General features: G+C 65.2%; 20 protein-coding genes. 3 read left to right on the top strand and 17 right to left on the bottom strand.

The genetic code is table 11. The annotated features are described in order from the left end of the window. Positions 1–9: 9 nt before the first annotated feature. The 4 genes from ASD22_RS14195 to ASD22_RS14180 are packed head-to-tail and all read right to left on the bottom strand — an operon-like array spanning position 10 to position 2,919. Positions 10–558, bottom strand: coding sequence for a pilus assembly protein PilP (locus tag ASD22_RS14195; protein WP_007081151.1), 549 nt, complete (start codon positions 556–558; stop codon positions 10–12). Next, positions 555–1,217, bottom strand: coding sequence for a type 4a pilus biogenesis protein PilO (gene pilO / locus ASD22_RS14190; protein ID WP_056084967.1), 663 nt, complete (start codon positions 1,215–1,217; stop codon positions 555–557). The genes ASD22_RS14195 and pilO overlap by 4 nt, the downstream gene beginning before the upstream one ends. Beyond that, positions 1,217–1,855 (bottom strand): PilN domain-containing protein, encoded by a 639-nt coding sequence (locus ASD22_RS14185; RefSeq protein WP_056084964.1) that lies wholly within the window; start codon positions 1,853–1,855, stop codon positions 1,217–1,219. The genes pilO and ASD22_RS14185 overlap by 1 nt, the downstream gene beginning before the upstream one ends. Further along, a complete protein-coding gene (locus tag ASD22_RS14180; RefSeq protein ID WP_056084959.1) occupies positions 1,855–2,919 on the bottom strand; it encodes a pilus assembly protein PilM in 1,065 nt (354 codons plus the stop codon). The genes ASD22_RS14185 and ASD22_RS14180 overlap by 1 nt, the downstream gene beginning before the upstream one ends. Positions 2,920–3,198: 279 nt before the next feature. On the opposite strand from ASD22_RS14180, the gene ASD22_RS14175 reads away from it, so the two are divergent. Together ASD22_RS14175 and ASD22_RS14170 are read left to right on the top strand one after the other, a co-directional pair. Then, positions 3,199–5,727, top strand: a complete 2,529-nt coding sequence (locus ASD22_RS14175) for a penicillin-binding protein 1A (RefSeq protein ID WP_056084956.1) — start codon at positions 3,199–3,201, stop codon at positions 5,725–5,727. 284 nt (positions 5,728–6,011) lie between these two features. Further along, a complete protein-coding gene (locus tag ASD22_RS14170; protein ID WP_235577657.1) occupies positions 6,012–6,605 on the top strand; it encodes a hypothetical protein in 594 nt (197 codons plus the stop codon). A 75-nt stretch (positions 6,606–6,680) separates the two neighbouring features. On the opposite strand, the gene ASD22_RS14165 is transcribed toward ASD22_RS14170, so the two are convergent. From ASD22_RS14165 to rpoZ, 7 genes are all read right to left on the bottom strand, one after another. Then, positions 6,681–7,976, bottom strand: a complete 1,296-nt coding sequence (locus ASD22_RS14165; protein WP_056085183.1) for a citrate synthase — start codon at positions 7,974–7,976, stop codon at positions 6,681–6,683. Positions 7,977–8,237: 261 nt separating this feature from the next. Then, entirely contained in the window at positions 8,238–8,492 is a 255-nt protein-coding gene (locus ASD22_RS14160; protein WP_007081159.1) for a type B 50S ribosomal protein L31, read from the bottom strand. Between the two features lie 88 nt (positions 8,493–8,580). Further along, a complete protein-coding gene (locus ASD22_RS14155; RefSeq protein ID WP_056084950.1) occupies positions 8,581–9,519 on the bottom strand; it encodes a nucleoside hydrolase in 939 nt (312 codons plus the stop codon). 286 nt (positions 9,520–9,805) lie between these two features. Continuing rightward, positions 9,806–11,944: an ATP-dependent DNA helicase RecG gene (gene recG / locus ASD22_RS14150; RefSeq protein WP_056084948.1), complete on the bottom strand. Its 2,139-nt coding sequence runs from the start codon at positions 11,942–11,944 to the stop codon at positions 9,806–9,808. Between the two features lie 80 nt (positions 11,945–12,024). After that, positions 12,025–12,408: a RidA family protein gene (locus ASD22_RS14145; protein ID WP_056084945.1), complete on the bottom strand. Its 384-nt coding sequence runs from the start codon at positions 12,406–12,408 to the stop codon at positions 12,025–12,027. A 187-nt stretch (positions 12,409–12,595) separates the two neighbouring features. Continuing rightward, entirely contained in the window at positions 12,596–14,764 is a 2,169-nt protein-coding gene (locus ASD22_RS14140; RefSeq protein WP_056084943.1) for a bifunctional (p)ppGpp synthetase/guanosine-3',5'-bis(diphosphate) 3'-pyrophosphohydrolase, read from the bottom strand. A gap of 135 nt (positions 14,765–14,899) precedes the next feature. Then, entirely contained in the window at positions 14,900–15,190 is a 291-nt protein-coding gene (gene rpoZ, locus ASD22_RS14135; RefSeq protein WP_007081172.1) for a DNA-directed RNA polymerase subunit omega, read from the bottom strand. 205 nt (positions 15,191–15,395) lie between these two features. On the opposite strand from rpoZ, the gene ASD22_RS14130 reads away from it, so the two are divergent. Then, positions 15,396–16,223 (top strand): VacJ family lipoprotein, encoded by an 828-nt coding sequence (locus tag ASD22_RS14130; protein WP_056084940.1) that lies wholly within the window; start codon positions 15,396–15,398, stop codon positions 16,221–16,223. A 70-nt stretch (positions 16,224–16,293) separates the two neighbouring features. Here ASD22_RS14130 and ASD22_RS14125 read toward each other — a convergent pair whose 3' ends face one another. The 6 genes from ASD22_RS14125 to gmk form a co-directional block, all read right to left on the bottom strand. Continuing rightward, complete coding sequence (locus ASD22_RS14125; protein ID WP_056084938.1) at positions 16,294–16,593, bottom strand: STAS domain-containing protein; 300 nt, start codon at positions 16,591–16,593, stop codon at positions 16,294–16,296. After that, positions 16,590–17,261: an ABC transporter substrate-binding protein gene (locus ASD22_RS14120; protein ID WP_056084935.1), complete on the bottom strand. Its 672-nt coding sequence runs from the start codon at positions 17,259–17,261 to the stop codon at positions 16,590–16,592. Before ASD22_RS14120 ends, ASD22_RS14125 begins: the two co-directional genes overlap by 4 nt. 49 nt (positions 17,262–17,310) lie before the next feature. Beyond that, the gene (mlaD, locus tag ASD22_RS14115) at positions 17,311–18,153 is read right to left on the bottom strand and encodes an outer membrane lipid asymmetry maintenance protein MlaD (RefSeq protein WP_056084932.1); all 843 of its coding nucleotides are present in this window, start codon (positions 18,151–18,153) and stop codon (positions 17,311–17,313) included. Between the two features lie 34 nt (positions 18,154–18,187). After that, positions 18,188–18,964, bottom strand: a complete 777-nt coding sequence (gene mlaE, locus ASD22_RS14110; RefSeq protein WP_056084929.1) for a lipid asymmetry maintenance ABC transporter permease subunit MlaE — start codon at positions 18,962–18,964, stop codon at positions 18,188–18,190. After that, the gene (locus ASD22_RS14105) at positions 18,961–19,797 is read right to left on the bottom strand and encodes an ABC transporter ATP-binding protein (RefSeq protein WP_056084926.1); all 837 of its coding nucleotides are present in this window, start codon (positions 19,795–19,797) and stop codon (positions 18,961–18,963) included. The genes mlaE and ASD22_RS14105 overlap by 4 nt, the downstream gene beginning before the upstream one ends. Positions 19,798–19,895: 98 nt before the next feature. Continuing rightward, positions 19,896–20,519 carry a guanylate kinase gene (gmk, locus tag ASD22_RS14100; protein ID WP_056084924.1) on the bottom strand — a complete coding sequence of 208 codons (624 nt, stop codon included), beginning with the start codon at positions 20,517–20,519 and terminating at the stop codon, positions 19,896–19,898. Positions 20,520–20,598: the final 79 nt, after the last annotated feature.

Raw genomic sequence — 20,598 nt, 5'->3', positions numbered from 1 at the left:
CCTGTATTCCTATTGCTCGCCGAGCGCGATGCTGGCAGGACGTTCCATCCAGCCACCATTGCCATTCGAAATCAGCTCGACCAGCTCGATGTGGTCCTCGCTGATGGCGGTCACGCGTCCGTAGTTCTGGCCCATGTACTCGTTGCGGTGCACCTGATGGATCACCCGGCTCGGGTCCTTCACCAGTGCGATGGCGCCTGGCCCGGTACCGATCGTGCCGACCATCTTCAGGCTATCCAGAGCGAACGCTTCCAGAGGCTCCTTCGCACGGTCGGCATCCGGCCGCGGACCACTGCTGGCGGTGGCACCGTTGCTTTCCATTTCGGTGGCGCTGGGACTGAACGGGTCGCGCCGATCCTGGTCGTTGTACTTGAACGTCTCGAACGTCTTGATCACCGGCAACGGCTGGATCGGCTGACCCTTGCGCGCCTTTTCCTGGGCGACCCAGTCGCGCAGGTCGGACATGCCGCGGGTGCATCCGCTCAGCACCAGCGCAGCGGCCAGCATCAGCAACACCCCTGCGGCCCGGCCCGGCTTGATGGCAGCAAACTTGGTCATTTCCGCCCCCCGGCCTTCTTCTTGTGCGTCGACTTGGCCTCGGCGCTTTCGTCATCGTCAAGATAACGATAGGTCTTTACCGTCCCCTGCAACACCAACTGGCCATCGGAGGCACCGCCGGCCTTGGACGGGCTCTTGGGCGTAAGCGACACATCGTGCAGGGTGAGGATGACCACCCGCGGCAGCGAAGCCACACCGCTGATGAAGGCACCGAACTGGTGGTAGGTACCACTCATGCGCAAGGTGATGGGCTTCTCGGCGTAGAAGTCCTTCTTGGTTTCATTGCCCGGCTGGAACAACTCGGTCTGCAGGCCGGTCGACAGCGCGGTTTGCGAAATGTCGACCAGCAGCTCGGGCATCTCGGTCTTGCTGGGCAACTGGCGCAGCAGCTGCCGCAGCATGTCCTGCATCTCGTCGAGCTGCGTCTGCAACGCTTCGAGATTGACCGCCTTGGCCTGCTTGGAAGCGAAGTCCTTCTTGAGCTGGACTTCCTTGGTGGCCAGCGTGGCCAGTTCGTCCTGCTGGTTGCTGACGGACACGTACCAGCCGATGAACACGATGGCCACGAACAGCAAGCCGGTGAAGAAGATCTTTACCGAGGATGGCCAGCCGCCAACATTGTTGCGGTCGAGATTGCGGATGTCGTCGAAGAACTTCATCAGTGAGTTCCTCCGGTCGCCGCTTTCTTGTCGGCTGGCGCGGGGGCGCTGGCGGCGTCGGCCGGCGCATTGTCACCGGCCACAACCTCGTCGGTCTTTGGCCTGTTCAAGGCCACGGTCAGGCCGAAGTTGTAGGGCATGCGCGTGGCGTTGTGGCTGTTTTCGGTCTTGCTGAGGTCGGCGTGCCCCATCCAGGGGGATGCTTCGATGTTGCGCATGTACTCGGCGACGCTGGCATTGGATTGGGCCGCGCCATTGAGCGTCATCGACTGGCCGCCCTGTTTGAGGCTGGTCAGGCGCACGCTGGCGGGGATGGTTTTCACCAGTTCGTCGAACAGGTGCACCATCTGCGAGCGATCGGCCTGAAGCTGCTCGATGATTTCCTTGCGGGCCAGCAGGCGCTGGCGCACTTTTTCCAGATCCTTGATCTTGGCGATTCGTACATCCAGCTGCTTGATCTCGGTCTGCAGATAGCCGTTGCGCTCGTTCTGGTTGTCGATGCGCTGGCCCATCCAGAACATCCACAACAGCACCACCAGCACGGCGGCCACGGCGGCGGCGCCCAGCTGCATGTAGAACTCGCGCTCGCGCTGCTTGCGACGTTCGACGCGCCAGGGAAGTAGGTTGACGTGTGCCATCAGTCGAAGCTCCTCAGCGCGAGGCCGACCGCGATCATCAGCGATGGCGCGTCCTGGGCCAGCGATTGCGATTGCGATTGCACCCGCGGCGCCAGCGACATGCGGGCCAGCGGATTGGCGACCACGCACGGCACGCCCAACTGCTCCTGCAGCATCGGCGCCAGCCCCTCGATGGAAGCGCAACCGCCAGCCAGCATCACCTGGTCGACCTTGCTGTACTCGCTGCCGGCAAAGAAGAACTGCATGAGCCGGCTAACCTGCTGCACCAATGATTCCTTGAACGGGTCCAGCGCTTCGCTGGCGTACGACTCGGGCAAGCCGCCCTTGCGCTTGGCGCGGCCGGCCTCTTCGTAGGAGAGGCCGTAGCGGCGCATGATTTCGTCGGTCAGCTGCTTGCCGCCGAAGACCTGCTCGCGCGAATAGATGGTGCGCTGGTTGCGCAGCACCGACAGCGTGGTCATGGTGGCGCCGATATCGACCACTGCCACCAGCGCATCGCGCGCCACGTTCATCTGGTCGGCGACCATGGCGAACGCGTTTTCCATCGCGAACGCCTCGACGTCGATCACGTTGGCGGTAAGCCCGCCCAGATCCAGCGCCGCCACCCGCATGTCGACGTTCTCGGTGCGCGAGGCGGCCAGCAGGATGTTGTTCATGTCGGCGTTGTCGCGAACCGGACCGATGACTTCGAAGTCGAGGCTGACTTCCTCGATCGGGTAGGGGATGTACTGGTTGGCCTCGACCTGTATCTGCCCTTCCAGGTCGTCATCGGACAATTCGGCCGCCATCGGGATGATGCGGGTGATGACCGCCGACCCCGCTACCGCCGCTGCCGCGTGCTTCACCTTGCTGCCCGAGCGCGCCATGGCGCGGCGGATGGCGTCGCCGACCGCCTCGACCTCGACGATGTTCTTCTCGACCACCGCATTGGGTGGCAACGGCTCGACCGCGTAGTGCTCCACGCGGAAACGCCCGCCCGCCTGACTGAGCTGCAGCAGCTTGACCGCCGTCGAGCTGATGTCGACACCAATCAATGCCGGCTTCTTGGGTGTAAAGAGACCCACGGTGTTTCCCCCCTGCCCCTGACGCCCGGACCGGAATCCCGGTCGGTACGCCAAGGCATTAAATCGAAAAATTTACGTAATGGCAACGGCCTACGCGAACTTTCTCAAGCAATTCTCGTGATAGGCGCCACAGTTGAGCGATCCCCCGGCAACCCGGCTCCAGCTTTGCGCCCCCGTGCCATCCTGCGTATCCCCCGGCCTGCTCGGCGCCGGAACGCCTTCAATACTGCAACATCTATACTCTGGCATGTTTTGACTCAAGTCTCGCTAACCGCATCCATGCATATTTTGAAGCGTCTGTTGCGCTGGGCACTGGTCCTGGCTTTCTCCGGTTTTCTGCTGGCCATCCTTGCCGTTGGCGTGACGTACTGGTTGATCGCGCCGCGGTTGCCCTCCGTCGAGGTGCTCAAGGACTATCACATGCAGGTGCCGCTGCGCGTGCTCAGCGCCGATGGCAAACTGATTGCCAGCTTCGGTGAAACGCGACGCATACCGGTGGATATCGGCAACGTGCCGGACCGGCTGAAGCACGCCGTACTGTCGGCCGAGGATGCCGATTTCTACCATCACCCCGGCGTGGACTGGCACGGCATCGTGCGCGCCGCCTGGCACGTGATCGAGACGGGCGGCGACAAGGGCTCGGGCGGGTCGACCATCACCCAGCAGGTCGCCCGCAACTTCTTCCTCAGCCCCGAGAAGCTGTATTCGCGCAAGATCACCGAGATCTTCATCGCGCTTCGCATGGAGCAGGAGCTCAGCAAGGACCAGATCCTCGACCTGTACCTCAACAAGATGTTTCTCGGCCACCGCTCGTACGGCGTGGCCGCGGCCGCTTCGTACTATTACGGCAAGACCCTAGACCAGCTGACGGTCGCCGAATGCGCCGCGATTGCGTCGAGTTTCCAGTTACCGTCGGCGGTCAATCCGATCAACAGCCCCAAGCGCATGCTTGCGCGACGCAACTGGGTGCTGAGTGAAATGCGCCGCCACGGCTACATCACCGAGGAGCAATACGAGCAGGCGCGGGCCGAGCCGAACCACGGCGCGCCGCACGAGCAGCCGATCGAACTGGATGCGCCGTACCTCGCCGAAATGGTCCGGCGCCAGGTGCTGGACCGCCTGGGCAATGACGCGCTGACCGAAGGCTACGTGGTCAAGACCACCCTGCGCAGCGATCGCCAGCAAGCGGCGGTGGATGCGCTGCGCCGTGGCCTGGTGGCGTACGACCATCGCCACGGCTGGCGTGGTGCGGAGGCCCATCAGGACCTGCCCGCCAACGCAGGCCCCTCCGATTACAAGCAGGCATTGGCGGGCTACACCGATATCTCCACCCTGGAACCGGGCCTGGTGACCGCCAGCAGCGCCCATGGCGCCACGGTCTACCTGCGCAACGGCGAACATGTCGAGTTGTCACTGGACGCCGTCAGCTGGGCCAGGCCCCATCTGAGCGACAGCCGGGTCGGTGCCACGCCGACATCGGTGGACAGCGTCATCAAGCGCGGCGACATCGTGCGGCTGTCACATGATGACAAGGGCGCGTGGCAACTGGCGCAGATTCCATCGGTGCAAGGCGCACTGGCCTCGGTGAGCCCCGAGGACGGCTCGATCCAGGCGCTGGTGGGCGGCTTCAATTTCATGCGCAGCAAGTTCAACCGCGCGGTGATGGCCGCGCGCCAGCCAGGCTCCAGCTTCAAGCCGTATCTCTACTCGGCGGCGCTCGACCATGGCTTCACGCCGGCGTCGATCATCAACGACGCCCCGCTGGCCCTGCCCGATCCTTCCCGCCCCGGCGGCCTGTGGACGCCCAACAACGACGACGGCAAGTTCGCCGGCCCGATGCGCTTGCGCGAGGCACTGGTGCAGTCGAAGAACCTGGTCTCGATCCGGCTGCTGGCGGCCATCGGCGTGCGCTACACGCGCGAATACCTGACCCGCTTCGGCTTCGCGCTCGACGCCATCCCCGCCAACCTGTCGATGGCGCTGGGCACCGCGTCGGTATCGCCGATGGGCATGGCGCGCGGCTACGCGGTATTCGCCAACGGCGGCTACCTGGTGACGCCGTACTTCATCAGCGAGATCGATGACCGCAGCGGCACGGCCATCTACGTGGCCAACCCGGCGCGCGCGTGCCGCGATTGCCAGGAGCGCCTGCTGGATACCAGCGTCGCCGGACCGCCGCCGACCAACATGACCGCGACCCCGGCCAACGATGTGGCCCACGCCGCATCGGCATCCGCCGCCGGCGAGGACGGCATCGATGCGGTAGGTGACGCCATCCTGCCGCCGGATGCGCACGGCGACAGCAACCACCCGCCGATCCTGGCACCGCGCGTGCTGGACCCGCGCAACGATTTCCTGATCACCTCGTTGATGAAGGACGTGATCCTGCGCGGCACCGGCTCCGCCGCGCGCGCACTCGAGCGCGACGACCTGGCCGGCAAGACCGGCTCCACCAACGATCATCACGACGCCTGGTTTGTGGGCTTCAACGGCGACGTTTCCACCGCCGTGTGGGTGGGTTTCGACAACTACGATTCGCTGGGCCGGGGCGAGTTCGGGGCCAAGGCTGCGCTGCCCATCTGGATGGATTACATGGGCAGCGTGCTCAAGGACCTGCCATCGAACGCGCTGCCGATGCCGCCGGGCATCACGACGATCACGATCAACCGCGGCAACGGGCTGCCCACCGCGTCCGACGACCCCAATGGCATCAGCGAAATCTTCAAGGTGGAGGATGTCGATCGCCTGCGCGCGCAGGCGCAACAGCAGAAGGAGCAGGAACAGCAGCGCGCCTACGACATCTTCTGACGGCGCCGTGGACGAAGCCGACGCCGCGCCGTGGTCATGTATCCCGGCGCACACCGTCGCCGACGATTCAACACGACACGCGGCGGTGGTAGGGTGGTTTCGCCAGCGAACACGATGGCACACCACCGGCACACGCGGCGCGAACGAGCGGCACGAACGAGCGGATGGAGCCGTCCACCACGCAACGGAGATTGAACATGACCCGAGGCGAGCATCACCGCATTCATGCGCATGACCGCCTGCAGCGCAGCCGCCTGCTGGTCGCCCAGGAAGCAGCGCGGTTGATGAGCGAGCATGGCATCCGGGATTTCCACCGCGCCAAGACCAAGGCGGCCGAAAGACTGGGCATCCTGGAAACCCAGGCGCTGCCGCGCAATCAGGAAATCGAAGAGGCGCTGCGCGAACGCCAGCGGCTGTTTCTGGCCGACAGCCAGCCGCAGTCCTTGCAACAGCGGCGCGAGGCGGCGGTCGAGGCGATGCGGTTCCTGGCGGTTTTCGAACCGCGGTTGGTGGGCGCCGTGCTGGAAGGCACCGCCGACGAGCACTCGGCGGTTTGCCTGCACGTGTTCAGCGACGATCCCGACGCGGTGGCCCTGTTCCTGCACGACCACGGCGTCCCGGCCGAAACCCAGACCCGGCGGTTGCGCGTGACCCGAACCGACCAGGCCGAGTACCCGGTGTTGCTGTTCGTCGCCGACGGCTTGCCGTTCGACCTCACCGTATTGCCGCGCAACGCGCTGCGCCAGGCGCCGCTGGACCGCATCGACGAGAAGCCGATGCGCCGCGCCTCGCTGGCGGCGGTGGAAACCTTGCTGTCGGGGGACGACGACAGCGACCAACTGGAACGCATGCTGGCCAACGCCAGCCAGCGCCGGTAAAGCGCACGCTTTCTCACCCCCAAACGCAAACGCCCCGGCTAACCGGGGCGTTTGCTCATGCGATGGCGCGGTTGCTCAGCGCTTGTCGACGCTCACGTAATCGCGCACGTCGGCGCCAGTATAGATCTGGCGCGGACGACCGATACGCGACCCCGGGGTTTCGTGCTGTTCGATCCAGTGCGCGATCCAGCCGGCGGTGCGCGCGATGGCGAACATCACGGTGAACATCTCGGTGGGGATGCCCAGCGCCTTGTAGATCAGGCCGGAGTAGAAATCCACGTTCGGGTAGAGCTTGCGCTCGACGAAGTAATCGTCCTTCAGCGCGGCCTCTTCCAGCTTCAGCGCCACGTCCAGCAGCGGGTCCTTGACGCCCAGCTCGGCCAGCACCTTGTGGCACATCTCGCGAATGATCTTGGCGCGCGGGTCGAAGTTCTTGTAGACGCGGTGGCCGAAGCCCATCAGGCGGAAGCTGTCGTTCTTGTCCTTGGCGCGCAGGATCGCCGACTCGACGTTGTCCGGCGTGCCGATTTCCTCCAGCTGCTTGAGCACCGCCTCGTTGGCGCCGCCATGCGCCGGACCCCACAACGCGGTGATGCCGGCGGCAATCGACGCGTACGGGTTGGCGCCAGTGGAACCGACCAGGCGCACGGTCGAGGTGGACGCGTTCTGCTCGTGGTCGGCGTGCAGGATGAACAGCAGGTCCAGCGCCTTGGCCGCGACCGGGCTCATCTGCAACGGCTCGCTGGGCACCTCGAACATCATGTGCAGGAAGCGATCGACGTACTCCAGGTTGTTGCGCGGATAGCGCAACGGCCAGCCGATCGAATAGCGGTAACAGGCGGCCGCAATCGTGGGCATTTTCGCGATCAGGCGGATCGCCGCCATCTTGCGGTCGACCGGGTCATCGACATTCAGGTCGTCGTGATAGAACGCCGACAGCGACGCTATCGACGCGGCCAGCATCGCCATCGGATGGGCGTCGTGGTGGAAGCCCTGGAAAAAGTTCTTCAGCGACTCGTGCATCATCGTGTGATGCGAGACGTCGTGCTCGAACTTGTCGAAATCGGCCGCGTTGGGCAGTTCGCCATTGAGCAGCAGGTAAGCCACTTCGAGGAAGCTGGAGTTCGCCGCCAACTGTTCGATCGGGTAGCCGCGATACAGCAGCACGCCCTTGTCGCCGTCGATATAGGTGATCGCGCTCTTGGTGCTGGCGGTGCTGGCGAAACCCGGGTCGAAGGTGAAGTGGCCGGTGTCCTTGTACAGCGTGCCGATGTCGATGCAAGCCGGCCCCAGGGTGCCGCTGATCAGCGGCAGCTCGCTGCTGCGCTGATTCGATTCATCCAGCAGTTTGACGATCTTGGGAGTGGACACGGAAACCTCCTTCACAAAAGTTCATCGCGAGGGCGAGCCGCAAAAGCGACGCCTTTCAGCGGGGGAATGGTGGGCATCGCCTGGGTTACGCATGCGATGCGGCAGACGCGGGGGCGTCAGGAAAAGCGCCATTATCGCACAACGATCCACGCGCATCCGCAGGCAAACGGGGGAACGACGCGCACAAAAAAGCACGGGGCGAGTCGATGCTCGCCCCGTGCCCGGCCTGACGAGTTGCCCATGTCGGCAACCCCGGCGGCATTACTCTTTGACAGTGCCCGCGTAGCGGCGACGGAACTTGTCGACGCGGCCGCCAACGTCCAGCGACTTCTGCTTGCCGGTGTAGAACGGGTGCGAGTGGCTGGAGATATCCACTTTGACGAGCGGATACTCGTTGCCGTCCTCCCACTTGATGGTTTCCTTGCTGGAAATGGTCGACTTGGTCAGGAAGGCAAAGTCGGACGACAGATCCTGGAACACCACCGGGGTGTAGTTCGGATGGATATCGGGCTTCATGGCGTGCTCAAAGCGGCGGAAGAAAAGAGCGGCATTGTAGCCGCCTGATGGCAATCACCGCAAGCCGAGGCCGGTTGCGGCGCGCACGCTACCGCTCCGGGGCCCCCAGGGCTCGCCGCACCATGGCACCAAAACGCGCCTGATCGACCTCCAGCACGATGTTCGCGTTGGCCGGCACGCCGAGCCGGCGCGCCCAGTCCACTACGGTGGCGCCGCGGGTGAGCCGGCCATCGAGTTCCACCGCGACGGCGCGCTTCTCGCTGCGGGTGATGATCGTGGGATCGATCGCCACCGCCATCGCCAGCGCATCGGCGGCGATGATGCCGCGTCGATCGTGCTTGCGATTGAACGCCCGTGCGGTACCCGCGATACGGCCGTAAAAATCGGCACGATGATCGCCGGCCTGCAGCCATGCGTCGAATGTCTCTTCATCAAAGGCATGTCGCAACGTAGCCTCCCAGTCGACCAGGTCGAACGACGGAAACGCCTCGAACACGACGTGTGCCGCTTCCGGATCGAAACCGACATTGAATTCGGTCGGGATCATGCCGGTATTGCCGTGCCCGGTGACCGCGCCGCCCATCACCACCAGCCGCGCGACCCGCTGCGGCAGCGTGGGGTCGAGCCGCAGCGCCAGCGCCAGGTTGGTCAGCGGCGCCAGCGCCACCAGGGTCAGCTCGCCGGGGCGCTCGCGGGTTAGTCGAAGCAGAGCCAGCGCGGCAGGCTCATCGGCCACGACCGCCGTCGGCACCGGAAAGCCGATATCACCGAAACCGTCATGGCCGTGCACGAACGCGGCGTCCTCCGCCGGCGCACGCACCAGCGGCGTGGCGCAGCCGGCAAACACCGGCGTGGCGCTGCCAAGAAGGTCGACCAGGGTGCATGCATTGCGCACGGTATGCGCCAGGCCGACATTGCCGGCGGCGATGCTGAGTGCGGCAATATCGGCATCGGCATGCGCCATCAGAATCGCCAGCGCATCGTCCACGCCAGGGTCGGTATCGATCAGCAATTGCGGTCGGGACATCAGGATCTCGCAGTAATGAAGTGCAGTGTAGTGGGTGCATGTTGGGTGGCGGCAGCGGACTCCGATACATCACGGTCGTCTGGATGCTCTGCATTTGCCAACCAGCGCCCGTCCTCGGTTCGTTCAGGCTGAGCGTAGCCGCGAAGCGGCGAAGTCGAAGCCTTGCTGCAGGTCGCCCTTCGACTCCGCTGCTGCGCAGCTACGCTCAGGGTGATCGGTGATGGGGTACGACGCCTTTCCAATTTCCCATTCTCAACCCCCCATTTCCCGCCCCATTCCCTACCCATCACGCATGCGCATAACGCGCCGCACCGCCGATCCATCGTTCGATGAGTTGGCTGGCCTGCTGCGGATGATCGGCCAGCATGTTCTGACCCACTTGCTGGACGGCGGGCAACAGGTGGGCATCGCGGGCCAGGTCGGCGATGCGGAAGCTCAGCTGACCGGTCTGGCGGGTGCCCAGCACTTCGCCGGGGCCGCGCAGTTCCAGATCCTTCTCGGCGATGCGGAAGCCGTCGTTGCTGTCGCGCATCACCTGCAGGCGCTCGCGCGCCAGCTGCCCCAGCGGCGGTTGGTAAAGCAACACGCAGTTGGAGGCGACGGCACCGCGGCCCACGCGTCCGCGCAACTGGTGCAGCTGCGCCAGGCCCAGGCGCTCGCTGTTTTCGATCACCATGACGCTGGCGTTGGGTACGTCCACGCCCACTTCGATCACGGTGGTGGCGACCAGCACGGCGAGCTGGCCGGCCTTGAACGCATCCATCACCCGCTGTTTTTCCGCCGGCTTCATGCGGCCGTGGATCAGCCCGACGCGGGTTTCACCGATAGCCGCGGAAAGCTCCGCGTGCGCCACTTCCGCCGCCTGCGCGCGCAGTTGTTCGGATTCCTCGATCAGGGTGCACACCCAGTACACCTGCCGCCCTTCGGCGCAGGCGGCCTGGACCCGCTCGATCACGTCGAAACGCCGCGCGTTGGAGATCGCGATGGTCTGTACCGGCGTGCGTCCGGGCGGCAGTTCGTCGATCGATGAAACGTCGAGGTCGGCGTAGGCGCTCATCGCCAGCGTGCGCGGTATGGGCGTGGCGGTGAGCACGAGCTGGTGCGGTACCTGCTCGGCGCCATCGATCGCCACGGCCTCGGGGTCATTCGCGCCGGTCATGCCCTTGTCGCGCAACGCCAGCCGCTGCTGCACGCCGAAGCGGTGCTGCTCGTCCACGATGACCAGGCCAAGTCGGTGAAAATTCACGCCCTCCTGCATCAGCGCATGCGTGCCGACCAGCACCGGTGCGCCCTGCGCCACGCGTTCCAGCACCTGTCGCCGCGCCTTGCCGGTGACCTTGCCGGCCAGCCACTCCACCTCGATGCCCAGCGGCCGCAGCCATTGCCGGAAATTGTGCAGATGCTGTTCGGCCAGCAATTCGGTCGGCGCCATCAAGGCCACCTGATGGCCCGAGGACACCGCGGCCAGCGCCGCCAGCGCCGCCACCACCGTCTTGCCGCTGCCGACGTCACCCTGGACCAGGCGCAGCATGGGTTTGGTCTGCGCCAGGTCCTGCGCCACCTCGGCACTTACCCGTTGCTGCGCCCGCGTAAGCTTGAACGCCAGCGTGGCCAGAAAGCGGCGCTGCAGCGTGGGGTCGACGACCAGCGGCGGCGCATGCCGCATGCGCACGGCCTCGCGCATGCGTCGCAGGCTCAGGTGTTGGGTCAGCAATTCCTCGAACGCCAGCCGCTGCTGCGCCGGATGCCGCCCCAGCACGAGTTGCGCCAGCGGTGCGTCCGGTGGCGGCCGGTGCACGTAGAGCAGCGCCTCGCGCAGCGACGTGAGGCCGTGCTCGGCGCACAGCGCGGGCGGAATCAGTTCCAGTTGCGATGCGGGCGGCAGCAGCGCCAGCGCCTTGCCGATCACGCCAGCCAGACGCTTCTGGCCGAGCCCTTCGGTGGTGGGATAGATCGGACTGAGCACTTCGTCGACGGCCACCGCGTCGTTGCCGTCCAGCCGGCGATATTGCGGATGGACCATTTCCAGCCCATGCGCGCCATGGCGTATCTCGCCATAGCAAAGCAGCCGCGTGCCCGGCACCAGTTGTTCGGCCTGGGCACGATTGAAATGGAAAAACCGCAGCAACAGCGTATGCCCGCTGCCGTCGTCGATCGCCACCTTCAACTGCGGGCGGTAGCGAAAGCCGCGCTCCACCGCCTCCACCACGCCTTCAACCTGCGCCCGCTCGCCAGCACGCAGGTCGGCCATCGCGGTGACGCGGGTCTTGTCCTCGTAGCGCAGCGGCAGGTGGAACCACAGATCCTGCACCCGCTCCAGCCCCAGTCGCGCCAGCGTTTTCACCAGCGCGGGGCCGACACCGGGTACGGTCGACACCGGTGCAAGGCCCGGTTCTGCGGCAGCGACGGGATGACGGGGAGCCATCTGGCAAGCCTAGCCGAGGCGGCACATCGCGCGCGGACCCGCTGTCGCAGCCACGCGTCAGCGCAGACCCTGGCTGGCGATCAGCCCAGCACCATCACGGCGTCGACTTCCACCTGCGCCGCCTTGGGCAACGCCGAAACCTCGATGGTGGAACGCGCCGGATACGGCTGCTGGAAATACTCGGCCATCACCGCGTTGACGGCAGCGAAATTCGCCAGGTCGGTGACGTAGATGCCCACCCGCACGATCTGCGACAGAGAACCGCCAGCGGCCTTCGCCACCGCAACCAGATTGTCGAACACGCGCCGCGTCTGCACGGTGATGTCACCCTCGACCAGCGCGCCGGTGGCCGGATCAAGCGGAATCTGGCCAGAAAAATACACGGTGTTGCCTGCACGCACGGCCTGCGAATACGGGCCGATCGCGGCGGGCGCCTCGGTAGTGGCGATGACGGAACTGGACATGGGCGGCCTCGGATGGTGAAACGGCCATTGTAGGAGCGCACCCTGTGCGCGAAAAGGCGCGGCTGAGGCTTTTGCGAATCCGCCGTTCCCAATCTCGAGTCCCGGTGCAAAAGCATCGCGACTGAAGTCGCTCCCACACATCGGCAGCGGGCGGGCAATCGCTTTTGCGAATCCCCAATCCCGGCCCCTACAGCGGGTAGCGGTACGCCCCGCTGACGACGCCGGTGCGGCGCACGCGACGGATCACGTCGGCCAGATGCTTGCGGCTCCTCACCTCGATCGCGAACACCAGGGTGGCGGCCGCGGCGTCGCGCTCGACGTATTCCACGTTCTCGATATTGGAATCGGCTGCCGCGATGGCCGCGGCGATGGTGGCCAGCACGCCGGTGCGGTTGATCACCTCGATGCGCAGTTCGGCGCGGTAATCGCCCTGCACGTCGCGGTCCCATTCGATCGCCACGCAACGCTCGGGCGACTTGCGCAACTCGACCACGTTCGGGCATTCCTCGCGATGCACCACGATGCCCTTGCCCGAAGAGAGGTAACCGATGATGTCGTCGCCAGGCAGCGGGTGGCAGCAATTGGCGAAGCTCAGCACGCCACGTTCAGCACCGGTGATGCGGATGTTCTCGTGCGCGTGCAGTACCGTCGGCAGTGCCTCGCCCTTGCGCTTGCCGCGCAACTTCAGCAGCTGGCCGGCCACCACGTCGGGCATGCGGTTGCCCAGTGCGATATCCGACAGCAGCTCCTCCAGCCGCTTCAGCTTGGACGTTTCCAGGAAACGGTCGAGCACGGTGGCGGTGATGTCGTCCAGGCTGCTGCCGCGCGCATCGAGTGCGCGGTCGAGCATGCGGTGGCCGAAATCCACCGCGTCCTCGTGTTGCAGGTGTTTCAGGTACTGGCGGATCGCGGTGCGCGCCTTGCCGGTGACCACCGATTCCAGCCAGGCCGGGTTGGGCAGGGCCGATGGCGCGGTGATGATCTCCACCAGCTGGCCGGACTCCAGCCGCGCGCGCAGCGGCAGCAGTTTCTTGTCCACGCGCGCGGCCACGGCGTGGTCGCCCACGTCGGTGTGCACGGCGTAGGCGAAATCCAGCGCGGTGGCGTTGCGCGGCAGCGACAGAATGTCGCCGCGCGGCGTGAACAGGTAGACCTCGTCGGGGAACAGGTCGATCTTGACGTTCTCGATGAACTCCGACGACGAGGTGGTGTTCATCTGGCTATCCGCCAGCGACGAAAGCCACTCGCGCGCCCGCGCCTGCGCGCTGTTGGCGGGGCTGCTTTCGGTCTTGTAGGCCCAGTGCGCGGCCACGCCGCTTTCAGCGAACGAGTCCATCTCGGCGGTGCGCAACTGCACTTCGATCGGCGCGCCGAACGGCCCCAGCAGCACGGTGTGCAGCGACTGGTAGCCGTTGGCCTTGGGGATCGCGATGAAATCCTTGAAGCGCCGGTCGACCGGCTTGTACAGCGCGTGCACCACGCCCAGCGCCATGTAGCAGCTCATCACGCTGTCGGTGATGACGCGGAAGCCGTACACGTCCATCAACTGCGCGAAGCTCTTGTGCTCGTTGCGCATCTTCGAATAGATGCTCCACGGCGACTTGATCCGCCCCACCACGCGCACGGTGAGGTGATCGGAAGCCAACCGCGCGGCCAGCGCCGACTCGATCTTGCCCATCGCTTCGCGGCGGTTGCCCAGCGCGGCGCGTATGCGCTCGCGGATCACCCGGTAGCGGTCGGGATAGAGCGTGCGGAAACCCAGGTCCTGCAGTTCGGCCTTGAACTTGTTCATGCCCAGGCGCTGCGCGATCGGGGCGTAGATCTCCAGCGTTTCGCGGGCGATGCGGCGGCGCGACGCGGCATCCTTGGCACCCAGCGTGCGCATGTTGTGCAGGCGGTCGGCCAGCTTGATCAGGATCACGCGCAGGTCGCGCGCCATCGCCAGCAGCATTTTGCGGAAGCTTTCCGCATCGGCTTCCTGGCGGCTGCCAAAACGCATCTTGTCGAGCTTGGTGACGCCGTCGACCAGCTCGGCCACTTCCTCGCCGAATTCGCCGGCCAGCGCCTCGCGGCTTAGCTCGGTGTCTTCCAGCGTGTCGTGCAGGATCGCCGCGATGATGGTTTCGGTGTCCAGCCCCAGCTCGGCCAGGATGCCGGCTACGGCCACTGGATGGGTGATGTAGGGTTCACCGCTCTTGCGCGATTGGCCCTCGTGCGCCTTGGCGCCGATGCGGAACGCCTGCAGCACACGCTCGACCTGCGCCTCGGGCAGATAGGCAATGCGCTCCTTCAGCGCCAGTACGTAAGGCGGCAACGTGGACACATCCACATTGTCGCGATCGCCCAGCGCGGTCATTGCCTGTGGCGCCGGATCAGGCGCCAGCCTCGCACGGGCGCGAGGCCATGTCGGTGGCCATGCGGCGCGCGGCCTTCAGCGAACCAGCGATGCTGGTCCGGCAGGTTGCGTTCGCGTGATGGCCACCGAGGATCATCAGTCTTCCCCGCCCTTGGAAAGGTCGTCGTCCACCTCGGCCGCGGCCCATTCCAGCGCTTCGCGCTCGGCGCGCTCGCGCTCGCTCTTGTCGATTTCGTCGATCGTGGCCTGGTCGATGCGGCGGTCGGCGATCTCGCGCAGCGCCAGCACGGTCGGCTTGTCGTGACCGGGGTTGACCGCCGGTTCGGCGCCCTTTTCCAGCTGACGGGCGCGCTTGGTCGCCATCAACACCAGCTCGAATCGGTTGTCGACTACCTCAAGGCAGTCTTCCACGGTAATGCGTGCCATTGCTAAATCCTTAGAGAAAAAAATGACTTATCTGACCGGACAGTGTAGGGCAGCACGGGCGTGACTGGCAATGCGCGCACCATGTATCCTGTCGGGCGCTGTCGCCGAGCGCGACCCGGCGCACCGCCGTCCGGAAAACCGAGCAAAATACAAGACTCTGCAGTACACTTATGCGCTCTCTTACCCCGTGAGCCCAGGCTCCCTCATGCCTTCCCTGCTTCAATCCCCTCGATTGCGCTGGTTTGCGACGCTGATTGCCATGGCGTTGCTGGCCGGCTGCACGATTGCCAAGCCACGTACCGACGATCCGCTGGAAAAGTACAACCGCAAGGCCTACCAGTTCAACGATGCGGTGGACCAGGCCGTGATCCGTCCGGTCGCCGCGGGCTACCGCAAGATCACCAACCCGCCCGTGCGCCGCTCGGTGAGCGATTTCTTCACCAATATCCGCATGCCGATCACGGTGGCCAACGACTTGTTGCAGGCGCGCCCGAAGCAGGCGCTGCAGAGCACCGGCCGGTTCCTGGTCAACCTGACCCTGGGCATGGGCGGTTTCCTGGACCCGGCCAGCAAGTTCGGCATTCCGCTGGAAGACAACGATTTTGGTGTGACGCTGGCACGCTGGGGTTTGCCCGATGGCGATTACCTGGTGTTGCCGCTGCTGGGGCCGTCGACGGTGCGTGACATGTGGCGCATGCCGGTGGACAGCTATTTCTTCGATCCGCTGAGCCTGTACGCCGACAACCACCACTACAACGGGCTGCAGTACCTGCCACAGGCGATCTACCTGATCACGCTGCGCTCGCGCGCGATCGACGCGGAAAATTTCCTGAAGTCGGCCTACGACCCCTACGTTTTCATGCGTGACGCCTACCGCCAGCAACGCCTGTACCGGATCTACGACGGCAGCCCGCCCGCTGCGGTCATCCAGCAGATGCAGGGCCTGGACGACGACAATTTCGACCCCGAGGAATTGCTCGACCAGCAGCATCAGTGGGAAAAAGCGAACCCGAAGCAGGCCACGCAGCAGTAACTGGCGCCACTGCAAAACGACAAAGGGGCCTTGCGGCCCCTTTGTCGTTTCAGTCTCTGCGCATCGCCAATCAGGCGATCAACCGATCCACCTCGCATACCGTCGCCAGCGCCTGCATGCCCGGCGGCATGCGCACGACGCGCAACGTTTTGCCGGGCAAGGCCGCAACCGCCAGCACGCACGCCAGGCCCGCACTGTCACTGCGCTGCACCTCGCCCAGGTCGAGCCGGTCGAAGCTGCCGGCAGCCAAGGCCGCGCTGATGGCCTGCATCGCCGCCGCGGCGGTGCTGAAGCTCAGCACACCGCTCACGCCCAGCGTACCCGGCTCCGTCGTGGCGACTCGAAACGCTGGCGCAGCCGGCTCGGTCACGAGGCGTCCTTGTTGTCCTTGGCCATCGTGTCCAGCGCCTTCTCGCCCTGGCTTTCCAGGTTGCTGATCAACTGGTTGATGCCGACCTTGCGGATTTCCGCATCGACCTGGTTGCGGTAATTGGTGACGTAGGAAATGCCCTCGATGATCACGTCATACGCTTTCCAGTCGCCACTGCGGCCCTTGCGGAACGCGTAGTCGATCGACACCAGCTTGCCGTCATCCAGCACCACCTGCGTGCGCACCACGGTGCGCTTGTCGTTGAGCGAGCCGTTGAACGGCAGCACCTTGACCCGGCCGCGGGTGTAGTTCAGCAGGCCTTCGGCGTAGCGATGGGTGATCGAGTTGTAGAACGCCTTGGCGAAGCGCTCGCGCTGCTGCGGCGTCGCTTCCCTCGCGTGCCGGCCCAGCACCAGGATCGATGCGTAGTCCAGGTCGAAGTGCGGCAGGAAGACTTCATCGATGACGCTGATGAGTTTTTCCTGGTTCTGCTTCAGCTCGTCGCGGTGGCCTTCGATGGCGCTGGCCAACTGATCGGCGATCGTCTGCACGACCTGCACCGGGGTCTGCTGGGTAGCGGCCGCCGCCGAGGCGTCCTGGGCAAAGGCCGGCGCGGTGACGACGACACCGAAGGTGATGGCAGTGGCTAGAGCCAGTTTGCGCAACATGGGGTTTCCTTGGTGGGGGCCGGCCGGATCGGCAGGCGGGGAGACGGGATCACTTTTCGCTGGCTGGCTTCTTGTCGCTGGAGCCATTCACCAGGAACTTCCCGATCAGGTCCTCCAGTTGCATCGCGGACTGGGTCAGGATCATCTCGTCCCCATCCTTGAGCGTGTCGGGCGAGCCGCCGGGCTGGATCGCAACATACTGGGTACCGATCAAACCGCTGGTGAATACCGCGGCGGCCGAATCGTCCGGAATCGCGTCGTAGCGCTTGTCGATCGCCAACACCACGCGGGCGTTCAACTGCACCGGGTCGGCGTTCACCGATTGCACGCTACCGATCACCACGCCGGCCATCTTCACCGGCGCACCGGCGGACAGCGTGCCGACGTTGGTGAAGTTCGCCTTCACCGTGTAGCTGCCGCCCACGTTGTCGACGACGCCGCCGGCGCCGAAGAACTTGCCCAGCATCTCTTCCAGCGGCTGGGTGGACTTGGTCCGCGCCAGCGAGCCGCCATCGGCCACGACCTGCTTGGCGCTGCCGTACTCGATGCCCACGTACTGGTCGCCGAGCAGGCCGCTGGTGAAGATGGTGGCCACCGAATCCTGCGGGATGTGGTCGTAGTGCTTGTCGATCGAAAGCGTCACGTCGGCCACGTCGTGGTCGGGCTTCAGGGTGATCGACTGCACCTGGCCCACCCGCACGCCGGCGATCTTCACCGGGGCGCGCTCTTTCAGCTGGCCGATGTTGGTGAACTGCGTCTGCAGCGTGTAGCTGTCGCCCTGGCGGACGTTGGCCACCGAGCTGGTCTGCGTGGCCAGGTAGGCCAGCGCCGCAAAGCCGAGCACGATGAACAGGCCGGTGCCGACGGCATAGGAACTTCTCGGTTGGCTCACGGCAGAATCCTCGGAAAACGATAAGTCATGGCAGTCACATCAGGAAGGCGGTAAGCACGAAATCCAGCGCCAGGATCGCGATGGACGAAGCGACCACGGTGCGCGTGGTGGCATACGCCACGCCCTCGCTGGTCGGCGGCGTGGTGAAGCCCTGGAACACCGCGATCAACGACACCACCGCGCCGAAAGCCAGGCTTTTCAGCAGCACGCCGTTGACGATGTCGGTGCGCACGTCGACCACCGCGGTCATGTTCGACCAGAACGTGCCGTTGTCGATGCCCAGCCAGGTCACGCCGACCAGGTGGCCGCCGAACACCGCCATCGCGCAGAACACGCAGCACAGCAGCGGCATCGCGATCAGCCCGGCCAGGAAGCGCGGCGTGGCGACGTAGGCGATCGGGTCCACCGCCATCATCTCCATCGCGGAAATCTGGTCGGTGGCGCGCATCAGGCCGATCTCGGCGGTGATCGCGGTGCCGGCGCGGCCGGCGAACAGCAGCGCGGTGACCACCGGCCCAAGCTCGCGGTACACCGACAGCGCCACCACCATGCCGCTGGCCGAGGTACCGCCGAAAATCGACAGCACGTGGTACAGCTGCAGCATCAACACCATGCCCACGAACAGGCCGCAGACCATGATGATGGTCAGGCTCATCGCGCCGACGAACCACAGCTGGCGCGTGGTCTCGCGCAAGTAGCGGAAGCTGCGCGGGATCGCCGCCAGCAGGGTCAGCAGGAACAGGCCGCAAAGGCCGATCTGCGCCAGCGACTGGGTCACCACGTTGTTGCGCACCGGCTCGCGCGCGCTCATTTCGGCGCTCCGGCAAAGCCCAGCTCGGTCGCGTAGTCGCCAGCGGGGTAGCGGAACGGAATCGGCCCGTCCGCCTCGCCGCCGAAGAACTGCCGCGTCCACGGCGAGCCGTCGTCGGCGATCGTCTTCGGGTCACCCTGCGCCACCACCTTGCCGTTGGACAGCAGCATCACGTGATCGGCGATCTGCTGCACCGCGGCCAGTTCGTGCGACACCAGCACGCTGGTGATGCCCAGGGTCTTGTTCAAGGTGCGGATCAATTTCAATACCTGGTTCAGCGCCACCGGATCGAGGCCCACGAACGGCTCGTCGTACAGGATCAGTTGCGGGTCGAACACGATCGCCCGCGCCAGCGCCACCCGTCGCGCCATACCGCCGGAAAGTTCGTTCGGCATCAGTCGCGCCGCGCCACGCAAGCCCACCGCCTGCAGTTTCATCAGCACCAGATTGCGAATCAGCACCTCCGGCAATTTCGTGTGCTGGCGCAGCGGGAACGCCACGTTCTCGAATACGTCGAAGTCGGTCAGCAATGCGGAGTTCTGGAACAGGTAACCCACGCCCTCGCGCAGCTTGTACAGATCTTCGCGCGACAAGCCGGCCACGTTGCGGCCATCGACATGGATGCTGCCGGCGTCGGCGTGCATCTGCCCGGTGATGTGCTTGAGCAAGGTGGTCTTGCCGGTGCCGCTGGGGCCCATGATCGCGGTGACCTTGCCGCGCGGGATGTCCATGTCCAGCGCGTCGAAGATGGTCTTGCCGTTGAGCACCGTGGTCAGCCCGCGGATCCTGACCAGGGTGCCGTCGTCAGCTGGCGGGCGAACAGGTTGGGTCATGGATGCATCGGCCGGAAAAGGAAACAAGGTAATGGAAGCACATCCACAACGCCATGCAAGCGGCGCCCGTGGATCCTGCGGCCCCCAGCAGCGAACGGCTACGAAGCAAGCAACTCCGCAATCAGCGTTTCGTGGCGGCGCCACTGCAACGCACTGCGCTGGCGCACCGCACGCACGATGGCCTGCAGGTCGTCCAGGGCGTCATTGAAGACATCGTTAATCAGGATGAAATCGAACTCGTGCGCATGGCCGATTTCCTCGCGCGAATTGCGCAGCCGCCGCTCGATCACCGCAGCACTGTCCGAACCACGACCGCGCAGGCGCCGCTCAAGTTCCGCCCGCGACGGCGGCAGGATGAACACGCTGACGCAATCGGGCTTGCTGCGACGGATCTGCTGTGCGCCCTGCCAGTCGATTTCCAGCAACACATCGCGCCCCTGTGCCAGCAGCGCCTGCACCGTGGTGCCCGACGTGCCGTAGAGGTTGCCGTGCACTTCGGCGTGCTCAAGGAAAATGCCTTCGGCGACCTGCTTCTCGAACGCGTCTCGCTCGACAAAGTAATAGTGCCGACCGTACAACTCGCCGACGCGCGGCGGCCGCGTGGTGTGCGAGATCGACAACGAAATCGTCGGCTCACGCTCCAGCAGCGCATTGACCAGGCTGGACTTGCCCGCGCCCGAAGGCGCCGCAACGACAAACAGGGTGCCCGCTTCAATATTCATAACGATGCGCAGCACGTTCGCTCCCTCTCCCCCACGGGGAGAGGGCTGGGGACAGGGCCCGGTGCTCGCGGCGAACCAT

The organism is Rhodanobacter sp. Root480, from assembly GCF_001426645.1.
Taxonomy (GTDB): domain Bacteria; phylum Pseudomonadota; class Gammaproteobacteria; order Xanthomonadales; family Rhodanobacteraceae; genus Rhodanobacter; species Rhodanobacter ginsenosidimutans.
Note: the sequence above shows the minus strand (reverse complement) of the source record. Positions and strands in the feature narration are given on the sequence as shown.

Bases quoted from the DNA above. Each gene is read 5' to 3' on its own strand.
- ASD22_RS14105 (WP_056084926.1), bottom strand. From the start codon at position 19,797: ATGACCCAACCTGTTCGCCCGCCAGCTGACGACGGCACCCTGGTCAGG.
- ASD22_RS14140 (WP_056084943.1), bottom strand. From the start codon at position 14,764: ATGACCGCGCTGGGCGATCGCGACAATGTGGATGTGTCCACGTTGCCG.
- ASD22_RS14160 (WP_007081159.1), bottom strand. From the start codon at position 8,492: ATGAAGCCCGATATCCATCCGAACTACACCCCGGTGGTGTTCCAGGAT.
- ASD22_RS14195 (WP_007081151.1), bottom strand. From the start codon at position 558: ATGACCAAGTTTGCTGCCATCAAGCCGGGCCGGGCCGCAGGGGTGTTG.
- ASD22_RS14175 (WP_056084956.1), top strand. From the start codon at position 3,199: ATGCATATTTTGAAGCGTCTGTTGCGCTGGGCACTGGTCCTGGCTTTC.
- ASD22_RS14170 (WP_235577657.1), top strand. From the start codon at position 6,012: ATGAGCGAGCATGGCATCCGGGATTTCCACCGCGCCAAGACCAAGGCG.
- recG (WP_056084948.1), bottom strand. From the start codon at position 11,944: ATGGCTCCCCGTCATCCCGTCGCTGCCGCAGAACCGGGCCTTGCACCG.
- ASD22_RS14185 (WP_056084964.1), bottom strand. From the start codon at position 1,855: ATGGCACACGTCAACCTACTTCCCTGGCGCGTCGAACGTCGCAAGCAG.
- ASD22_RS14120 (WP_056084935.1), bottom strand. From the start codon at position 17,261: ATGTTGCGCAAACTGGCTCTAGCCACTGCCATCACCTTCGGTGTCGTC.
- mlaE (WP_056084929.1), bottom strand. From the start codon at position 18,964: ATGAGCGCGCGCGAGCCGGTGCGCAACAACGTGGTGACCCAGTCGCTG.
- rpoZ (WP_007081172.1), bottom strand. From the start codon at position 15,190: ATGGCACGCATTACCGTGGAAGACTGCCTTGAGGTAGTCGACAACCGA.
- pilO (WP_056084967.1), bottom strand. From the start codon at position 1,217: ATGAAGTTCTTCGACGACATCCGCAATCTCGACCGCAACAATGTTGGC.
- ASD22_RS14145 (WP_056084945.1), bottom strand. From the start codon at position 12,408: ATGTCCAGTTCCGTCATCGCCACTACCGAGGCGCCCGCCGCGATCGGC.
- ASD22_RS14155 (WP_056084950.1), bottom strand. From the start codon at position 9,519: ATGTCCCGACCGCAATTGCTGATCGATACCGACCCTGGCGTGGACGAT.
- gmk (WP_056084924.1), bottom strand. From the start codon at position 20,519: ATGAATATTGAAGCGGGCACCCTGTTTGTCGTTGCGGCGCCTTCGGGC.
- ASD22_RS14130 (WP_056084940.1), top strand. From the start codon at position 15,396: ATGCCTTCCCTGCTTCAATCCCCTCGATTGCGCTGGTTTGCGACGCTG.